Source organism: Halomonas sp. NCCP-2165 (genome assembly GCF_023708045.1).
Classification (GTDB): domain Bacteria; phylum Pseudomonadota; class Gammaproteobacteria; order Pseudomonadales; family Halomonadaceae; genus Bisbaumannia; species Bisbaumannia pacifica.
The window spans coordinates 75823-93701 of sequence record NZ_BRCY01000002.1; the positions used below are offsets into that span (position 1 = coordinate 75823).

Consider the following 17879-nt stretch of genomic DNA (forward strand, 5'->3'; position numbering starts at 1 on the left):
ATGGCCCGCTTCGACCTCTCGCCCATCGCCCGCCGCCGCCTGGCGGTGTTCCGCGGCAACCGGCGCGCCTGGTTCTCGCTGTGGCTGTTTACCGGCCTCTTCCTGGTCAGCCTGGCCGCCGAGCTGATCGCCAACGACAAGCCCCTGGTGATGCGCTACGACGGCCAGTGGTATGTGCCGCTGCTGGTGGACTATCCGGAGACCGAGTTCGGCGGCTTCCTGCCCACCGGCACCGACTACCATGACCCCTTTATCCAGCAACGGATCGACGCCCACGGCTGGGCCCTGTGGCCGCCGATCCCCTTCGCCTACCAGACCCTCGACATGCAGATGCGCCGCCCCTCCCCGGCGCCGCCGGACGGCCGCCACTGGCTGGGCACCGACGACCAGGGCCGCGATGTGCTGGCTCGGGTGATCTACGGCTTTCGCCTCTCGGTGGCCTTCGCCCTGGTGCTCACCGCCGGCTCCCTGGCCCTGGGCGTGCTGATCGGCGGCCTCCAGGGCTACTTCGGCGGCAAGGTGGACCTCTTCGGCCAGCGCCTCACCGAGATCTGGTCGGGGCTGCCGATGCTCTTCCTGCTGATCATCCTGGCCAGCCTGGTGGAGCCGAATATCTGGTGGCTGCTGGGCATCATGCTGCTGTTCTCCTGGCTGGGCATCGTCGACGTGGTACGCGCCGAGTTTTTGCGCGCCCGCAACCTGGAGTACGTGCGCGCCGCCCGGGCCCTGGGCCTGCCCTCGCGGCTGGTGATGTGGCGCCATGTGCTGCCCAACGCCATGGTCGCCACCCTGACCTTCGTGCCCTTCCTGTTCACCGGCGCCATCACCACCCTCACCGCCCTGGACTTCCTCGGCTTCGGCCTGCCCCCGGGGTCGCCGTCGCTGGGCGAGCTGGTGGCCCAGGGCAAGAACAACCTCCAGGCGCCCTGGCTCGGCATCACCGCCTTCGTCAGCCTGTCGCTGATGCTCTCGCTGCTGGTATTTATCGGCGAGGGACTGCGCGACGCCTTCGACCCCCGTCACACGCCCCGGAGCGCCGACCATGCCTGATGCCGTCCTTCGCCTCGACAACCTGAGCGTCCGTTTCCACGGCCAGCCGGTGGTGGAGCAGCTGAGCCTTGGCGTGGGCCGCGGCGAGACCCTGGCCCTGGTGGGCGAGTCCGGCTCCGGCAAGTCGGTCTCGGCGCTGGGCGCCCTGGGCCTGCTGCCCGACAGCGCCCGGGTCGAGGGCGGCCGCCGGCTCGGCGACACCGACCTCTCGCGCCTCACCCCCCGCCAATGGCAGGGAGTGCGTGGCGCCCGCGTCGGGGTAATCTTCCAGGAACCGATGACCTCGCTGAACCCGCTGCAGCGCATCGGTCGCCAGATCGGCGAGAGCCTGCGCCTGCACCAGGGCCTCTCGGGGGCCGCCGCCCGCAGCCGCGTCCTGGCGCTGCTCGCCCAGGTCAGGCTGCCGGACCCCGAGCGACTGATCGACGCCTGGCCCCATCAGCTCTCCGGCGGCCAGCGCCAGCGGGTAATGATCGCCATGGCCATCGCCAACGAGCCGGAGCTGCTGATCGCCGATGAGCCCACCACGGCCCTCGATGTCACCGTCCAGCGCGAGATCCTGGCGCTGCTGGCGGAGCTCCGCGACCGTCACGGCATGGCCATGCTGTTGATCAGCCACGACCTCAACCTGGTACGCCGCCATGCCGACCGGGTCTGCGTGCTCTACCGCGGCCGGGAGCAGGAGTCGGGGCCGGTGGAGCGCGTCTTCACCGCACCGCGCAGCGACTATACCCGGGCGTTGCTGGCCGCCGAGCCCCAGGGGCGCCCCGGCCCCCCGCTCGACCCCGGCACCGCCCTGCTTAGCGCCCGGGCGCTCTCGGTCGGCTTTCAGCGCCCCAAGCGCCTCTTCAGTCGCCGTCCGCCGCCCTTCGAGGCGGTCAAGCCCCTGGACCTGACCCTGGGCCGCGGCGAGACCCTGGGCATCGTCGGCGAATCCGGCTCCGGCAAGACCACCCTGGCCCTGGCACTGCTGCGCCTGACCGCGAGCTCCGGCGAGATCGACTTCGCCGGCGAGCGTCTCGATCGCCTGAGCGGCGACGCCCTGCGCCGCCAGCGGCGGCGCTTCCAGGTGGTCTTCCAGGACCCCTATGGCTCCCTCTCGCCGCGACTGCCGGTGGCGGAGATCGTCAGCGAGGGGCTGCGCTTTCACCATCCGGAACTCGGCGCGCCCGAAGTAGCGGACCGGGTCGCCGCCGCGCTGGCCGAGGTGGGCCTGCCCGCCGACTGCGCCGCCCGCTACCCCCACGAGTTCTCCGGCGGCCAGCGCCAGCGCATCAGCGTCGCCCGAGCGCTGATCCTGGAGCCTGAGCTGCTGGTGCTGGACGAGCCCACCTCGGCGCTGGATCGCGCCGTGCAGAAGCAACTGGTCGAGCTGCTCCGCGACCTCCAGGCGCGGCGCGGGCTCAGCTACCTCTTTATCAGCCACGACCTGGCGGTGGTCCGGGCCATGGCCCATCGGGTGATGGTGCTCAAGGAGGGCCGGGTGGTGGAGGCCGGCGACTGCGAGACGGTGCTCGGGGCCCCGGCGAGCGACTACACCCGAGCCCTGGTGGAGGCCGCCGGCCTCGCTTCCTGAGGCCAGCCCGGGTGATATGCCAGGAACGGCCCGGCGGCGGCGGCCTCGATGGATGCCACTCCTCTCGCCGCGATGCCCCCGTGGCTGCGATGCGCGGCGAGCAGGCGCCGAGGCCATGACACCCCGGCATCGACAAACAAGATAACGGTATAAACCGGCCCGACCCGCCGGGATATGGTCTCCCGCGGCAGCGCGGGGGCACCACAATGAAGGCGTTGCCAGGCGCCTAGAAGAGCGCCACCTCGGCCTCGCTGAGCTCCCGCCACTCGCCGGGGGCCAGGCCGTCGAGGCTCAGCTCGCCGATCGCCTCGCGATGCAACGCCTCCACATGGTTGCCCACGGCGGCGAACATGCGCTTGACCTGGTGGTACTTGCCCTCGTAGAGGGTCAGCTCGGCGACCCGGGGCTCGCGCATCCTCAGCTCGGCGGGCCGGGTGGGCTTCTCCTCGCCGTCGAGCAGCACCCCCTCGGCGAAGCGCTCGACCACCGCCGCCAGGGCCTCGCCCTCCAGCGGCTCGGCCAGGCTGACCCGATAGACCTTGCCGCAGCGCCTGGCCGGCGAGGTCACCCGGTGCTGCCACTGGCCGTCGTCGCTGAGCAGGACCAGCCCGGTGGTGTCCACGTCCAGGCGCCCCACCGGCTGCAATCGCTCCGCCTTGGGCAGCTCGATCAGCTCGGTGACCAGCGGATAGAGGCCGCGCCGGGCGCTGCACTCCACCCCGGCGGGCTTGTTGAGCATCACGTAGCGCAGCCCCACCAGGGCCAGCGACTGGCCCAGCCAACTGACCTTGTCCGCCGCGTCGAGCTGGGTGGCGGCGCCACGCACCACCTCGCCATTGACGCTGACCTCGCCGCGCTTGAGGGCGCGCTTGGCCAGGCTGCGGGTCAGTTCGGTGGTTTCGCAGAGAAAACGATCCAGACGCATCAGCGTGGCGCCTCCAGGGAGAGGGTGAAGTCGTCGGCGTCCTGCCAGGCGGGAAACTTGTCGCGGAACTCGCGCAGGGCCTCCCGGCAGAGGGTACCGGTGGCGATAAAGGCCTCATCTCGAGGGCGGTCGATCAGCGCCTCGCCCTTGAAGTCGACCAGCAGGGAGTCGCCGGCATAGGCCAGCCCCTTGGCATCCTCGCCGACCCGATTGACGCCGATCACGTAGCAGAGGTTCTCGATGGCCCGGGCCTGGAGCAACGTCCGCCAGGGGTGGCGCCGCGGCGCCGGCCAGTTGGCCACGCAGAGCAGGGCGTCATACTCGAAGTGCGCGTCCTCGGTGGGCCGCTGGCGCAGCCAGACCGGGAAGCGCAGGTCATAGCAGACGCTGAGCAGCAGCCGAAAGCCCTTGAGCTCGACGATCACCCGCTCGTCACCCATGCCGTAACGCTCGTGCTCGCCGGCCATGCGGAAGAGGTGCCGCTTGTCGTAGCGGGTGACCCCGCCGTCGGGAGTCACCCAGAGCAGGCGATTGTAGTACTCGCCGCCCTCGACGATGGCCACGCTGCCGGTGATCACGCAGCCGCGCCGACGCGCCTGGGCCCGTAGCCAGGCCAGGGTGCGGCTCTCGGCCATGGGCTCGGCCATGGCCCGGGAGTTCATGGTAAAGCCGGTGGCGAACATCTCCGGCAGCACGATCAGGTCGGTCTGCTCGCTCCCCAGTTCGCCCAGGGCCTCCTCCAGTCGGCGGCAGTTCTCCGCCGGATCCTCCCAGCGCAGATCGCACTGCACCAGGGTCACACGTAGCTCGCTCACGCTTGGTTCCTCGATTGGTCGCGATAGCGACTAGGCTACCCGCTGAAATCGCCGACGCCCAGCATCGACTATGGTAGATTGAGGTTTTCGATAGCGAGATAACCATGAGCCAGGAAGTGGAGCAGCGGATGGAACAGCAGCGCCAGGCCCGAGAGGCCCGCAGCGGGGTCGGCTTCGGCCTGGCCGCATACCTGATGTGGGGCTGCTTCCCGCTCTTCTTCGCCCTCTTCGAGGGGGTGCCGGCCTGGGAGATCCTGATTCACCGGGTGCTCTGGTCGTGCTTCTTCCTGATCGGGCTGGTCAGCCTGCTGGGACGCTGGGCACCGATCCGCGCGGCCCTGGCCGAACCACGGCGACTGGGGCGCGTGCTGGGCTGCGCCGTGCTGATCGGCATCAACTGGGGGCTCTATATCTATGCGGTGGAGAGCCGCCAGGTGCTCCAGGCGAGCCTCGGCTACTTTATGACGCCGCTGGTCAATGTGGCCCTGGGCCTGCTGGTATTGCGGGAATCGATGTCGCGCCTGCAGGGCGCCGCGGTGGCCCTGGCGGTGGCGGCCATCGCCCTGCAGTTGCTGCTGCTGGGCGAGCTGCCCTGGATCAGCCTGACCCTGGCGCTGACTTTCGGCACCTATGGACTCCTGCGCAAGCAGGTGCCCCTGGATGGCCTCTCCGGGCTCTTCGTCGAGACCCTGTTGCTCTTGCCCCTGGGGCTGCTGGCCCTGGCCTGGCTAAGCGCCGTGGGCGCGTCCCACTTCGGCGAGGGCGCCGAAGTCAGCGCCCTGCTGGTCGCCAGCGGGGTGATCACCGCCCTGCCCCTGCTGGCCTTCGCCGGCGCCGCCCGGCGCCTGCGCCTGGCCACCCTGGGCTTCCTGATGTACCTCAACCCCAGCGTGCAGTTCGCCATCGCCCTGCTGGTGTTCCGCGAGCCCCTGTCGACGGTGCAGCTGGGCACCTTCGTGCTGATCTGGCTGGGACTGGCGCTCTACTCCTTCGCCGCCTGGCAGGCCCATCGCCGCCAGGCCCACCTCGAGGCCTGAGCGCACTCACTCCAACACCTTCGCCGCCTGGCAGGCTCACCGCCGCCAGGCCCACCTCGAGGCCTGAGCGCCCTCACTCCAACACCTTCGCCGTCTGGCAGGCTTATCGCCGCCCAGCCCGGCCCGCGGCTTAGGGCGCCATATTGGAGGAAGGGGCATAAGCGACCAGCAGGGCATCCAGGGCCATCGGTCGGGCGTAGAAGAAGCCCTGCACCTCGGTGACGCCCAGCTCGCTGAGCCACTCGGCCTGCTCGCCGTCTTCGACCCCTTCCGCCACCGTGTCCAGGCCCAGTTGCTCGCAGAAGCGCACCAGGGCGACATAGGCCTCCCGGGCTCGTGGCTCACTGCCGGCGGCGTACAACAGCTCGCGATCCAGCTTGACCGTGCTCAGCGGTAATCGTTGCAACAGCTGGAAGGCGGTGCGGCCGGTGCCGAAATCGTCCAGGGACAGGCGCACGCCCAGCCGTTCGAGGGCCTCCAGGGTCCGGGCCACCCGATCGGGGTCACTGAAGTCGGCATGCTCGGTGATCTCGAGCTCCAGGCGCCGCGGATCCAGGCCATGGCGGCGCAATTGCTCGTCCAGGGCCTCGATAAAGCCCGGGCCCTCCAGGCTGGCCAGATTGACGTTGATGGCCAGGGTCGGCAGTACCGCCCCGGGCCGGGGGCCGGCGAACCACGCCAGGCTCCGCGTCATGACCCAGGCATCCAGCCGGGCCATCAGGCCCAGCACCTCGACGATCGGCAGGAACTCCCCCGGCGGGATCTCGCCGAGGGACGGGTGATCCCAGCGCAGCAGCATCTCGCCCCCCAGCAGGCGCCCATCCGCGGGGCCCATCCGAGGCTGGATCATCAGCCGCCACTGGCGCTCCGGCGCCTCGATCAAGGCTTCCAGGTCGTCGGCCAGGCGCCGGAAGCGGGTGGCCAGGCCCCGGGGCATCGGCGAGACCCGAATCACCGGCTGACGCCAGCCCTGGCGCTCCAGGCGCAGCAGGCCATCGTCCAGGGCCGCCCAGCACTGGGCCAGGCCGGCCCGGTGGCCGGCCAGCGGCAACAGGCTGGCGTACCAGGCCAGGCGCGGCCCGCCGCCCTCCTCCCGGGCCGTCTCGAATCGCGCCAGCAGGGCATCGAAGTCGCTCTCCGCCCGGGCGGCGTGGCCCGGGGGGATGCGGCCGAGCAGGGTGAATTCGCTGCCGGCATACAGGCGCCAGCCCGATGGCAACAGGCGGCGCAGCAGCCGCAGCTGCTCGCGGTAGACGCCCAGGGCCGCCTCGCTACCGAGGCGCTGACGAAACCCCCGCAGCCCGGGGCAGAAGAGCGTGAACAACCAGCCATCCTGCTCCGGCGCGTCGTTGACGAAGGCGTTTTCCAGGGCCTGACGGCTGGGCAGGCCGGTGGTGGCATCGACCAGCAGCCGCCGACGCATCCGCCAGCGGGAGGCCGCCAGCAGCGTCAGACCCACGCCCAGCAGCCCCACGCCTCCCCACCCGACGAGGATCCAGCGCCGCTGGGTATCGAGGCTGCCCAGGGTCTCATCCACCGCCAGCCAGGTGTCCACCCGCTCACGGTTCGCCGCCGAGAGCCGCGGATGGAAGCTGGCATGCAGCTGGAGGCGAGTCGTTTCCACTTCGAGCGACCCTGGTAGCCACTCGAAGGCGTTTCCCACCAGGCTCTCCACGGCCAACTGCGTCAGGCGACGGGTATCGAGGATGGCACCGCCGGCGCAGCCCAGGTCCACCTGATAGGGAAGGTGGCAGAAGACCGGCACCCCGGCCGCCTCCAGCGCCGGCAGCCAGCTGCGCGCCTCGCGGCTCAGGTCCCCGGCGCCGGTGGTCTGCCCCTCCACCAGGTAGACGCGAGTCCCCGCGGGGGCCCGCGCCAGGGCCTCGCGCACCCGTGCCGGGTCCCACTGCCAGAGCACCTCCACCGCCGTGGCCCCATCCACCGCCGCCAAGGCCTCCAGGAAGTCTCGGGTGAGTGCGCTCCCCACCTCGGTGTCATCGCCCAGCACCAGCAGCGGCAGAGAGGGGCCGAAGAGCTCGACGAGAAAGCGCAGCGAGTCCTCGGCGACGGGGCGATACGCCACCAGGCGGACGCCCCGCGCCATGGCGCGCCGCCGCAGCGCGGGCTCGTTGATGCCCAGGGCCAGCACGCGTTGCGGCTCGCCCAGGGCCTCGGCATGGGCCAGATAGAAACGCAGGGCCGCATCATCGAGCAGCAGCAGGCGATCGCCGGGAGTGACCGCCCGGCGCCCGACGAGGCGACTCAGTTGCAGTTGGAAGGCCTGGGCCTCGGGGAGCCGCCGGGCATCCAGGTAGTCCACCTCCAGGGGCAGGCCGAGCCGTTCGGAGGCCTCGCCGAGCCGCCGCACCAGTTCATCGTTCCAGGGGTTGCCACGATGGTAGGAGGCGAGGACCTGGAGCGGCTCGGGGGCGGGTGCGCCCGCCCCACGCGCCTCGCCCACAGCCCCCCACCCCGACAATGGGGCGGCGAAACAGGCGAGCAGTGTGAGAGTTCGGCGGTAGCGCGACGTCATGATCGGATCCCCGGGCATCGAGGGAGTATGACACCCGCCGACCGGGATGCCGTCAACCCTGACACATCAACGCGGATGACGACAGCCGGGTGACCGCAGGCCCTCGCCGGGGCTCACGCCAGGCCGGCGAGCCCGTCGCCTCAGGCCTGGCTGGCGGCCAGGGCCTGATCCAGGTCGGCGATCAGGTCATCCACGTGCTCGATGCCGATCGACAAGCGCACCATATCGGCACTGACTCCGGCGCTGGCGAGCTCCTCGTCGTTGAGCTGGCGATGGGTGGTGGCGGCGGGAATCGAGGCACAGCTCTTGGCATCGCCGATATTGACCAGGCGCAGGATCAGGCCCAGGGCATCATAGAAGCGCACCCCGGCCTCCCGGCCGCCGCGGATGCCGAAGCTGAGGATGCCCGAGGCGCGTCCCTGCATATAGCGCTCGGCCAGGGCGTGATCCTTGTGGCCGGGCAGGCCGGCGAACTGCACCCAGGTCACCGCCTCATGCCCCGCCAGGTACTCGGCGACCCGCTGGGCATTGGCGCAGACCCGCTCGATGCGCAGGGCCAGGGTCTCCAGCCCCTGCAGCAGGTTCCAGGCCGCCTGGGCCGACAGGGCCGCCCCCATGTTGCGTAGCGGCACCACCCGGGCCCGGGCGATAAAGGCCGCCTCGCCCACGTCCCGGGTATAGCTGATGCCGTGGTAGGAGACATCCGGCTCGTTGAGCAGCGGGAAGCGCTCGGCATGCTCGGCCCAGGGGAACTTGCCAGAATCGACGATCACCCCACCCACGGTGGTGCCGTGGCCGCCGATGTACTTGGTCGCCGAGTGAATCACGATATCGGCACCGTGCTCGATGGGCCGACACAGGAAGGGCGTGGCCACGGTATTGTCGACGACCAGCGGGATGCCATGCTCATGGGCCAGCTCGGCCAGGGCCGCCATATCGACCACGCTGCCCGAGGGGTTGCCGATGCTCTCGCAGTAGAGCGCCTTGGTATGACCATCGATACGCTGGGCGATGCCCGCCAGGTCATCCTTGTCGACGAAACGCACCTCGATGCCCTGGCGCGGCAGGGTATGGGCGAAGAGGTTGTAGGTGCCGCCATACAGCTCGCTGATGGAGACGATATTGTCTCCCGCCTCGGCCAGGGTCTGGATGGTATAGGTGATGGCGGCCATCCCCGAGGCCACGGCCAGGCCGGCGATCCCGCCCTCCAGGGCGGCGATGCGCTGCTCCAGCACGGCGCAGGTGGGGTTCATGATCCGCGAGTAGATATTGCCCTCTTCCTTGAGATCGAAGAGATCCGCCGCATGCTGGGCGCTATCGAAGGCGAAGGAGGTGGTCTGGTGGATCGGCACCGCCACGGACTTCTGGTTATCCGGGGCATAGGCATGATGGAGGGCCAGCGTTTCGGGCTTCATTGGGGCTTCCTTGTAGGTGAGTCCAGCCAGTCGATGCTACCTCAGCGCCTCAACGGCGACCAGCGGTGACGCGGGCTCGGCGCGCCCCCCCGCGGCCAGGGCCAGTCCGATCATCAGCATGCGCTATCCCCGTTCTTGTTGATCTGTCGCCAGCATACCCGGGGGCGAGCGGGACGAAAGTGGGACTTTGGCGGCACGACCCAGGGCGTACTCAAGCCCCCGGCGATATGACCGATATCCAGGAGTTTGTGCCGCGGGTTTCACCTGGTGCCACACGCCCCTCTCGCCGCGCCCACTTTTCGTTTAGGCTGTAGGACCGCTTTCCCCCAAGACGAGACCGGATGCTCAAGCGCTACCTGCCGATCCTCACCTGGTTGCCCCACTACACTCGGCGCCTCTGCGCCGCGGACCTGCTGGCCGGAATCATCGTTACCATCATGGTGATTCCCCAGTCGCTGGCCTATGCGCTCCTCGCCGGCCTGCCGGCGGTGGTGGGCCTCTACGCCAGCATCCTGCCGCTGCTGGCCTATACCCTGCTGGGCACCAGCCGCACCCTGGCGGTGGGTCCGGTGGCCATCGTCGCCCTGATGACCGGCGCCGCCCTGGCCGGGGTGGCCACCCCGGGCACCCCGGAGTACCTGCAGGCGGCCCTGGTGCTGTCGCTGCTCTCGGGGCTGATGCTGGTGATCATGGGCCTGGCGCGGCTGGGCTTCCTGGCCAACTTCCTTAGCCACCCGGTGATCTCGGGATTTTTGACCGCCTCGGGCCTGCTGATCGCCGCCGGCCAGGCGGGCCACCTGCTGGGCATCCCGGGGGACGGCTATACCCTGCTCGAACAGTTGCTGAGCCTGGCCGCCAACCTCGACCGGCTCCACTGGCCGACCCTGGCCATCGGCGGCGGCAGCCTGGCCTTCCTGGTGGCGGTACGTCGATATGGTCAGGCGAGCCTCCGGCGCCTCGGCCTGCCCGCCAACCTGGCGGGGCTGCTGACCCGCAGCGGGCCGGTGCTGGCGGTGGTGGTCACCACCCTGGTGACCTGGCGCCTCGGCCTGGACCGGGCCGGCGTCGCGGTGATCGGCGAGATTCCCCGGGGGCTGCCGCCGCTGACCCTGCCCGGCTTCGACAGCACCCTGTGGCGGGCCCTGCTGATGCCGGCCCTGTTGATCAGCGTGGTGGGCTTCGTGGAGTCGGTCTCCATGGCCCAAATGCTCGCCGCCAGGCGTCGCGAACGCCTCTCCCCCAATCAGGAGTTGCTGGGCCTGGGCGGCGCCAACCTGACCGCCGCCTTCTCCGCCGGCATGCCGGTGACCGGCGGGCTGTCGCGCACCGTGATCAACTATGATGCCGGGGCCCGCACGCCCATGGCGGGGGTCTTCGCCGCCCTCGGCATCGGCCTGGTGACCCTGGCCCTGACCCCCTGGCTCTATTACCTGCCCATCGCCACCCTGGCCGCCACCATCACCGTGGCCATCCTCACCCTGGTGGACATCCCGATGTTGCGCCAGACCTGGCGCTACTCCCGCAGCGACTTCGCCGCCATGGCGGTGACCATCCTGCTGACCCTGACGGAGGGCGTGGAACTGGGCATCCTCGCCGGGGTGACGCTCTCCATCGGCCTCTTCCTCTATCGCACCAGCCGCCCCCACTGCGCCCTGGTGGGCCTCGTCCCCGGCACCGAGCACTTCCGCAATCCCGAGCGTCACGAGGTGGAGACCCTCGGCCATGTGGCCTTCCTGCGGGTCGACGAGAGCCTCTATTTCGCCAATGCCCGCTACCTGGAGGACACCGTGCTGGAACTGGTGGCGGCGCGCCCGGGGCTCGAGCATGTGGTACTGATCTGCTCGGCGGTCAACCTGATCGACGCCTCGGCCCTGGAGAGCCTGGATGCCATCAATGCCCGCCTCAAGGAGGCGGAGGTCACCCTGCACCTGGCCGAGGTCAAGGGGCCGGTGATGGATCGCCTAAAGCACAGCGACTTCCTCGACGACCTGGGCGGCCGAGTCTTCCTCAGCACCTATGCCGCCTGGAGCGAGCTCAAGGGACGCGGCGTGGAACACGACGCCGCCGCCGGCTAGGCCGGCGGCGGCGTCGCGGGGCGCTGTCGGGCAGCGCTTGCCGAGGGTGGCCTTGCGGCGATGCCCTTACGGCATCAGCACCCGGTCGACCACATGGATCACCCCGTTGGCCTGGGCCACGTCCACCACGCTGAGATTGGCCGAGTTGCCATTGCGATCCATGACCTTGAGGTTATTGCCGTTGCGCATCACGGTGAGCCACTCGCCCTGAACGGTGGCGAAGCTGGCCGCCCCATCGCGGGCCATCACCGCCTCCCAGAGGTCGTCCCGGGTCAGGTTGCCGGGCACCACATGGTAGGTCAGCACGGTCTGCAACTGCTCCTGATTCTCCGGCCGCAGCAGGGTCTCCACCGTGCCCTCGGGCAGCCGCTGGAAGGCCGCATCCACCGGCGCGAAGACGGTGAAGGGCCCCTCCCCCTGCAGCACCTCGGCCAGGCCGGCGGCCTGCACCGCCGCCACCAGGGTCTCGTGGTCGCCGGAATTGACGGCATTCTGGATGATATTGCGCTCCGGCAGCATGGCGGCCCCACCGACCTCGGTGGGACCATGATCGGCCTGGGCCATGCCGAGGCTCAGGGCGGCGGCGCAGCAGCCGGCGGTAAGAAGCTTGAGTGTCATGGCGTACTCTCCTGTCTGGCGAATCGAGGTCACCCCGCAGCGGGGTGTCATCGAGAGGTACGCAGCGCCGCGCCGACTGGATGCAACTCCTTCGATCGCGTTGATCCCGGCCGCTTTACATTAGCGACTGCCTACCCAAGACTGGCGCTTGATACGCTTGGATTCGCAAGGACGCCCATGCCCGACGCCTCCCAGCAATACCTGATCGATCAGCTCGCCGCCTGCGCCCGGGGCGATGCCCTCGCCTTCGAGCGTCTCTATCGAGCCAGCAGTTCGCATCTGTATGCCATCCTGCTGCGTATCGTTAGAGACGAGAGCGCCGCCCAGGACTGCCTGCAGCACGTCTATGTGCGCCTCTGGCATGCCGCCGGACAGTACGATCCGAGCCGCGCCAGGCCGATGACCTGGCTGGCCACCCTGGCGCGCAATATCGGCATCGACTGGCTACGCCGCCAGAAGCCCCAGGACAGCACCGAAGGGGACGCCCTGCTGGACGGCCTGAGTGGCGATGACGACCCGGAGACACGCAACATGCAGGCACAGCTGCAGCATGAGCTGCGGGATTGCCTCGATACGCTCACCGGGACCCAGCGCCAGGCCATGGAAATGGCCTATTACCAGGGGCTGACCCATCGCGAGCTCGCCGAGGCCCTGGCGCAACCCCTGGGCAGCATCAAGAGCTGGATTCGACGTGGACTGGAGAGGTTAAAGGCATGCCTGAGTCATGGGACCTGAGCGATCCGCAGGAGCGCCACCTTGCCGCCGGCGAATATGTGCTGGGCGTGCTGGATACCGACCAGAAGGCGCGCTTCGAGGCCCTGCTGGCGGTAAGCCATGATCTGCAGAACGACGTGGCCCGCTGGCGGGAGCACCTGCAGCTATTCAACGAGCGCCTCGACCCACGCACGCCCCCCGCCGAGGTATGGCGCCGCATCACCGCCGCCACGGGCCTGGCCGCGACGCCCTGGTGGCGGCGCCTGGGGGCCTGGCAGGCCATGACCGCGGGGGTGGCCGTCCTGGCCATCGCCCTGGGCCTGTTGTGGCAGCAGGCCGAGCCCGTCCTGCCCGCCGACGAGCAGGCGGTCTTCGTGGTCCTCGACGAACAGCGCACCCCCGGCTGGATCATCAGTGCCACCGAGGCCGGCGAACTGCTGGTCCAGGCGGTGCAACCCACCCAGGTGGGCGAGGCCCAGACCGGCGAGCTGTGGCTGATCGACGACGGCACCCCGGTCTCCCTGGGCCTGCTGCCCAGCCAGGGCCGCGAACGCCTGGCCCCCGGTCCCGAACTGCGCGCCCTGTTGCTGCAGGCGGACCTGGCGGTCAGCATCGAGCCCGCGGGGGGCGCCCCCCAGGGCCAACCCACCGGCCCCATCGTCGACCATGGCCGCCTGACCCCGGTGCGCGGCGCCACCCTGCGCTTCTAGCCTCACCCCCCCCCTTTATCGGGCCACCTCGGTGGCTCGTACCTCTCTTGCCGCGATGCCCTGGCGCTTAAATGTTTTTCTACTAACTTAAGAATGGCTGCACATAAGCATAATCCCCCATGTCAATGGAGCGACATCAGCCATGACCGACACCCTGATTCGTATCGATCTCAGCAAGTCTCCCGCCGAGCATGACACCATCCACAACCGCTGGCACCCGGATATCCCCATGGTGGCAAGGGTCAATCCCGGCGATGACTTTATCGTCGAGTGCATGGACTGGACCGGGGGCCAGGTAAGCAACAGCGATCGTGCCGAGGACATCCGCGATGCCGACCTGAGTCAGGTGCACTACCTTAGCGGTCCGATTGGGGTCAAGGGAGCCGAGCCCGGGGACCTGCTGGTGGTGGAAATCCTCGATATCGGCGCCTTCCCCGAGCAGACCTGGGGGTTCAACGGCATCTTCGCCCGGGAAAACGGCGGCGGCTTCCTCACCGAGCACTACCCCGAGGCGCGCAAGTCGATCTGGGACTTCCACGGCATCACCACCCGCTCCCGCCACCTGCCAGGCGTCGAGTTCACCGGCCTGATGCACCCGGGCCTGATCGGCTGCCTGCCGTCCCGGGAGCTGCTCGACGAGTGGAACCGCCGCGAACAGGCGCTGATCGATACCGACCCGCAGCGCGTCCCGCCGCTGGCCAATCCACCCTATGCGGATACCGCCCATATGGGGCGGATGGACAAGGCAAGCGCTACCCAGGCGGCCGCCGAGGGCGCACGCACGGTACCGCCCCGGGAGCATGGCGGGAACTGCGATATCAAGGATCTCACCAAGGGGTCCCGGGTCTTCTTCCCGGTCTACGTGAAGGAGGGTGGCCTCTCGGTGGGCGACCTGCACTTTTCCCAGGGGGATGGCGAAATCACCTTCTGTGGGGCCATCGAGATGGCCGGCTGGATCCACCTGAGGGTCCAGCTGATCAAGGACGGCATGCGCCGCTATGCGGTCAAGAATCCGATCTTCCAGCCCAGCGTGATGCAGCCAAAGTATCAGAACCATCTGATCTTCGAGGGCATCTCGGTGGATGAAAGCGGCAAACAGCACTACCTGGACGCCCATGTGGCCTACCGGCAGGCCTGCCTCAACGCCATCGAGTACCTCAAGACCTTCGGCTATAGCGGCGCCCAGGCCTACGCCCTCCTGGGTACGGCCCCGGTGCAGGGGCATATCAGTGGCATCGTCGATATCCCCAATGTGTGCGCGACGCTCTGGCTGCCCACGGAGATCTTCGACTTCGATATCCAGCCCCAGGCCTCGGGCCCCCACCCGAGCATCCAGGCCGGCGACCTCCCCAAGGCCCCCTGGAGAGGATAGCGCCATGCCCATCTATGAATTCGACTGCCCTCGCTGCGGGAGCTTCGATGCCCTGCTGCCCTTGAACGAGCGCGGGGCAGCGAGGCCCTGCCCCGGCTGTGGCGATCCCGCGCCTCGGCGCCTCAGCGCGCCGCGCCTGGCCATACTGACTGATGCCCGGCGCCGGGCTCATGCCACCAACGAGCGTAGCGCCCACGAACCCAGGCAGCGTCACGCCTGTGCCCAGCCCCCCGGAGAACGGGACGCTCGCCCCCGAGCCGGACACGGCCGGCCCTGGATGCTGGGTCACTAGGGCTTCTCGTCAGGCCTCCTTTTCACCTTTTCACCCACCCCGAATGCCGGACGCCGCCCCTGGGGGCGGCGTCCGGTCGATGGTGAGGCATCGGCTTACTGCGGTTCGGCGTCGTCGGGCCTGAGCACCTTGGGATTGGAGTTGCCCCAGACGGTATACACATCCGCCAGCAGGGCGTCGTTGAGAGCCTCCAGTTCCTCGATGGTGATACGCCCCTCCCCCTGGACGCCATAGAGCACCACCTCGTCGCCGGCACTCACCCCGGGCAGGTCGGTGACATCCACCATGGTGGTGTTCATCGAGACCTTGCCCAGCACCGGCACCCGCTCGCCGTTGATCAGCACATGGGCGGCATCGGTGAAGTCCCGGCGATAGCCATCCGAGTAGCCCACCGGGAGGTTGGCCAGCAGGCTGTCACGCTCCAGGACTCGTACGTTGTCGTAGCCGACGCCGCTGCCCGCCGCATAGTCGTTGACCGAGGCGACCCGGGTGCGGAAGGACATCACCGGCTGGAACTGCGGATAATGCGGCAGATCGCCGTAGAGCAGGCCGCCGGGGCGCACCATATCGAGCCGCCCCTCGGGCACCTCCATGGTGGTGAAGGAGTTGGCGGCGTGCAGGATCAGGGCATCCCGGTCGAGCTCAGCGGCCTCGATCAGCCAGTCGCTCTGCTCGTGAAAGGCCGCCAGCCCCTGGCGCACATAGTCGACGTCCTCGAAGGCGAAGTGGGTCATGATCCCGGCCAGTTCCAGCCGCGGCAGCGCCATCAGCGCCAGCGCCTCCTGACGCCCGGCGTCGTCCTCCAGGGCCAGGCCATTGCGCCCCATGCCACCGGCATTGAGCCCCAGGTGATAGCGCAGGGTCACCCCCGCCTCGGCGGCCGCCTCGGACGCCTGGCGCGCCGCCGCGATATCGCCGAACAGCTCTTCCATCTCATAGTCGAAGGCCCCGCGTACTTCCTCGGGGGTGGCGCTGCGTACCCGCATCAGGCGCCCCGCGAAGCCGCTGGCTCGTACCACCCGCGCCTCCTCGGTGCTGGCCACGCCGATGCAGGGAATGCCGAGGGCGATCACCGAGGGCATCAGGTTGGCGATACCGTGACCATAGGCGTCCGCCTTCATGATGGCGCACAGTTCGGAGTCGCCGTCGAGCAGTTGCTGCACCCCGCGCACATTGCCCTCGAAGGCGGCCTGGGAGATCTCGACCCAGGCATTGGCGCTCTGGTGTTCGGGACTGCCGACCAGCAGGGGCCGGTCGTCGAGCAGCGGGGCGGCCTGGGTGGTGCCGGAGAGGGCGGTGGCGATGGCCGCCGCCAACAGGGTGGGTGTCAATTTCATCTTCGCTTCCTTGAATGGTTGGGGTTGTTATGGCATCCCGCGCCCACCCTAGCCCTGCCCCCTTCGACTCACGAACCTCGATGACGCCTCTATACAAGAAACGGCAAATAAATAAAAAAACCCACGCCGAGGCGTGGGCAAAATGGCTACCGGGCACAGGGCCGCGGCAAGACCGAGAGTCACATAAGTGGCGGCAGCCTCAGGCCACCTGGGCCTGTACCTTCTCGACGATATGGGCGCCGATGGGAATCGCCGAGGTGGCCGCCGGAGACGGCGCATTGCAAACATTGATGGTGCGCTTGGTGTTGACGAAGAGGAAGTCGTCCACCAGCTTGCCGTCCTTGGAGACCGCCTGGGCCCGCACCCCGGCGGGATAGGCCCCCAGATCGGCCTTGGAAATACTGGGGCAGTACTTGCGCACCTCCTCCAGGTAACCGCCCTTGAACAGGGAGTTCTTCATCTCGTGGAGCCCCGGCTTGAGATTCGCCTTGAGCACCTTGAGGATCCCCGGATTGGTGAACATCTTGGCCAGGTCGCCCACCGAGATATCCGTCTTGCGGTAGCCCTCGCGCTTGAGCGCCAGCACCGCATTGGGGCCGACGGTCACGGTGCCGTCGATCATGCGGGTCAGGTGCACGCCGAGAAACGGCATGGAGGGATCGGGAATCGGATAGATCAGGTGGTTGACGATCTGGTTGTGTTTCTCCGGCAGCAAGTAGTACTCGCCGCGGAAGGGGCAGATGGTAAAGCCGGGGTCGAGGCCCAGCATGCGCACCACCCGGTCGGCCATCAGCCCCGAACAGGAGAGCAGATACCGGCCGCTAACCTCACCCTGGCGGGTCTTGACCACCACCTCCTGGGCGCGCTCCTCCAGGCCGGTCACCTCGGTGGAATAGCGAATTTCGCCACCCAGGCGCTGGAACTCGCCGGCCATGGCCTCGGTCACCTGGGCGTAATCGACGATGCCGCTGGAGGGCACGAAGATCCCGCCCACGCCGGTGATATTGGGCTCGCGTTCCTTGAGCTCGGCGGCCGACAGCCAGTGACGCTCCAGGCCGTTGGCCTCGGTGCGCTCCCACAGCGCCTGCATGCGCTGCATCTCGACATCATTGGTGGCCACCAGCAGTTTGCCGCACTCGTCATAGGCGATGCCGTGGGTGTCGCAGAACGCCTTGGTGGCACGATTGCCTTCCAGGCAGAAGCGCGCCTTGAGGCTACCCGGGGTGTAATAGACCCCGGCATGAATCACGCCGCTGTTATGGCCGGTCTGGTGGCGAGCCGGGCCCGACTCCTTCTCCACCAGGAGCATCTTCCGATCGGGATAGGTCCGGATCAGCTGCATGGCGGTGGACATGCCGATGATGCCGCCGCCGATAATAATAAAGTCGTACACCGCAGGCCTCGTCGTCT

15 protein-coding genes are annotated in these 17879 nt (G+C 68.7%); 8 read left to right on the forward strand and 7 right to left on the reverse strand.

Going from position 1 to position 17879, the window contains the following annotated elements:
- Both NFU04_RS01390 and NFU04_RS01395 read left to right on the forward strand, forming a co-directional pair.
- Positions 1 to 1050 (forward strand): ABC transporter permease, encoded by a 1050-nt coding sequence (locus NFU04_RS01390; RefSeq protein WP_251307750.1) that lies wholly within the window; start codon positions 1 to 3, stop codon positions 1048 to 1050.
- Complete coding sequence (locus tag NFU04_RS01395) at positions 1043 to 2626, forward strand: ABC transporter ATP-binding protein (protein WP_251307751.1); 1584 nt, start codon at positions 1043 to 1045, stop codon at positions 2624 to 2626. The genes NFU04_RS01390 and NFU04_RS01395 overlap by 8 nt, the downstream gene beginning before the upstream one ends.
- Positions 2627 to 2852: 226 nt before the next feature.
- Here the strand turns inward: NFU04_RS01395 and NFU04_RS01400 are convergent, their stop codons facing one another.
- Positions 2853 to 3551 carry a pseudouridine synthase gene (locus tag NFU04_RS01400; RefSeq protein ID WP_251307752.1) on the reverse strand — a complete coding sequence of 233 codons (699 nt, stop codon included), beginning with the start codon at positions 3549 to 3551 and terminating at the stop codon, positions 2853 to 2855.
- Positions 3551 to 4366, reverse strand: a complete 816-nt coding sequence (locus tag NFU04_RS01405; RefSeq protein ID WP_251307753.1) for an amidohydrolase — start codon at positions 4364 to 4366, stop codon at positions 3551 to 3553. The genes NFU04_RS01400 and NFU04_RS01405 overlap by 1 nt, the downstream gene beginning before the upstream one ends.
- A 104-nt stretch (positions 4367 to 4470) precedes the next feature.
- On the opposite strand from NFU04_RS01405, the gene rarD reads away from it, so the two are divergent.
- Entirely contained in the window at positions 4471 to 5403 is a 933-nt protein-coding gene (rarD, locus tag NFU04_RS01410) for an EamA family transporter RarD (protein ID WP_251307754.1), read from the forward strand.
- A gap of 130 nt (positions 5404 to 5533) precedes the next feature.
- Here the strand turns inward: rarD and NFU04_RS01415 are convergent, their stop codons facing one another.
- Both NFU04_RS01415 and NFU04_RS01420 read right to left on the reverse strand, forming a co-directional pair.
- Positions 5534 to 7864, reverse strand: coding sequence for an EAL domain-containing protein (locus NFU04_RS01415; RefSeq protein ID WP_251307755.1), 2331 nt, complete (start codon positions 7862 to 7864; stop codon positions 5534 to 5536).
- A 212-nt stretch (positions 7865 to 8076) separates the two neighbouring features.
- A complete protein-coding gene (locus NFU04_RS01420; protein WP_251307756.1) occupies positions 8077 to 9351 on the reverse strand; it encodes an O-acetylhomoserine aminocarboxypropyltransferase/cysteine synthase family protein in 1275 nt (424 codons plus the stop codon).
- Positions 9352 to 9692: 341 nt separating this feature from the next.
- Here NFU04_RS01420 and NFU04_RS01425 point away from each other — a divergent pair, with 341 nt between their 5' ends.
- Positions 9693 to 11426 carry a SulP family inorganic anion transporter gene (locus NFU04_RS01425; protein ID WP_251307757.1) on the forward strand — a complete coding sequence of 578 codons (1734 nt, stop codon included), beginning with the start codon at positions 9693 to 9695 and terminating at the stop codon, positions 11424 to 11426.
- 66 nt (positions 11427 to 11492) lie between these two features.
- Here NFU04_RS01425 and NFU04_RS01430 read toward each other — a convergent pair whose 3' ends face one another.
- The gene (locus NFU04_RS01430) at positions 11493 to 12044 is read right to left on the reverse strand and encodes a fasciclin domain-containing protein (protein WP_251307758.1); all 552 of its coding nucleotides are present in this window, start codon (positions 12042 to 12044) and stop codon (positions 11493 to 11495) included.
- A gap of 177 nt (positions 12045 to 12221) precedes the next feature.
- Here NFU04_RS01430 and NFU04_RS01435 point away from each other — a divergent pair, with 177 nt between their 5' ends.
- The 4 genes from NFU04_RS01435 (at position 12222) to NFU04_RS16470 (ending at position 15132) form a co-directional block, all read left to right on the forward strand.
- A complete protein-coding gene (locus tag NFU04_RS01435) occupies positions 12222 to 12779 on the forward strand; it encodes a sigma-70 family RNA polymerase sigma factor (protein ID WP_251307759.1) in 558 nt (185 codons plus the stop codon).
- The gene (locus tag NFU04_RS01440; protein WP_251307760.1) at positions 12758 to 13468 is read left to right on the forward strand and encodes an anti-sigma factor; all 711 of its coding nucleotides are present in this window, start codon (positions 12758 to 12760) and stop codon (positions 13466 to 13468) included. The genes NFU04_RS01435 and NFU04_RS01440 overlap by 22 nt, the downstream gene beginning before the upstream one ends.
- A gap of 142 nt (positions 13469 to 13610) precedes the next feature.
- On the forward strand, positions 13611 to 14840 hold the full coding sequence (gene fmdA, locus NFU04_RS01445; RefSeq protein WP_251307761.1) for a formamidase: 1230 nt from the start codon (positions 13611 to 13613) through the stop codon (positions 14838 to 14840).
- Positions 14841 to 14844: 4 nt separating this feature from the next.
- Positions 14845 to 15132, forward strand: coding sequence for an FmdB family zinc ribbon protein (locus tag NFU04_RS16470; protein WP_459382056.1), 288 nt, complete (start codon positions 14845 to 14847; stop codon positions 15130 to 15132).
- A gap of 95 nt (positions 15133 to 15227) precedes the next feature.
- Here NFU04_RS16470 and alr read toward each other — a convergent pair whose 3' ends face one another.
- Together alr and lhgO are read right to left on the reverse strand one after the other, a co-directional pair.
- The gene (alr, locus tag NFU04_RS01450) at positions 15228 to 16469 is read right to left on the reverse strand and encodes an alanine racemase (protein WP_251307762.1); all 1242 of its coding nucleotides are present in this window, start codon (positions 16467 to 16469) and stop codon (positions 15228 to 15230) included.
- A gap of 199 nt (positions 16470 to 16668) precedes the next feature.
- Positions 16669 to 17862: an L-2-hydroxyglutarate oxidase gene (gene lhgO, locus NFU04_RS01455; protein WP_251307763.1), complete on the reverse strand. Its 1194-nt coding sequence runs from the start codon at positions 17860 to 17862 to the stop codon at positions 16669 to 16671.
- Positions 17863 to 17879 lie beyond the last annotated feature (17 nt).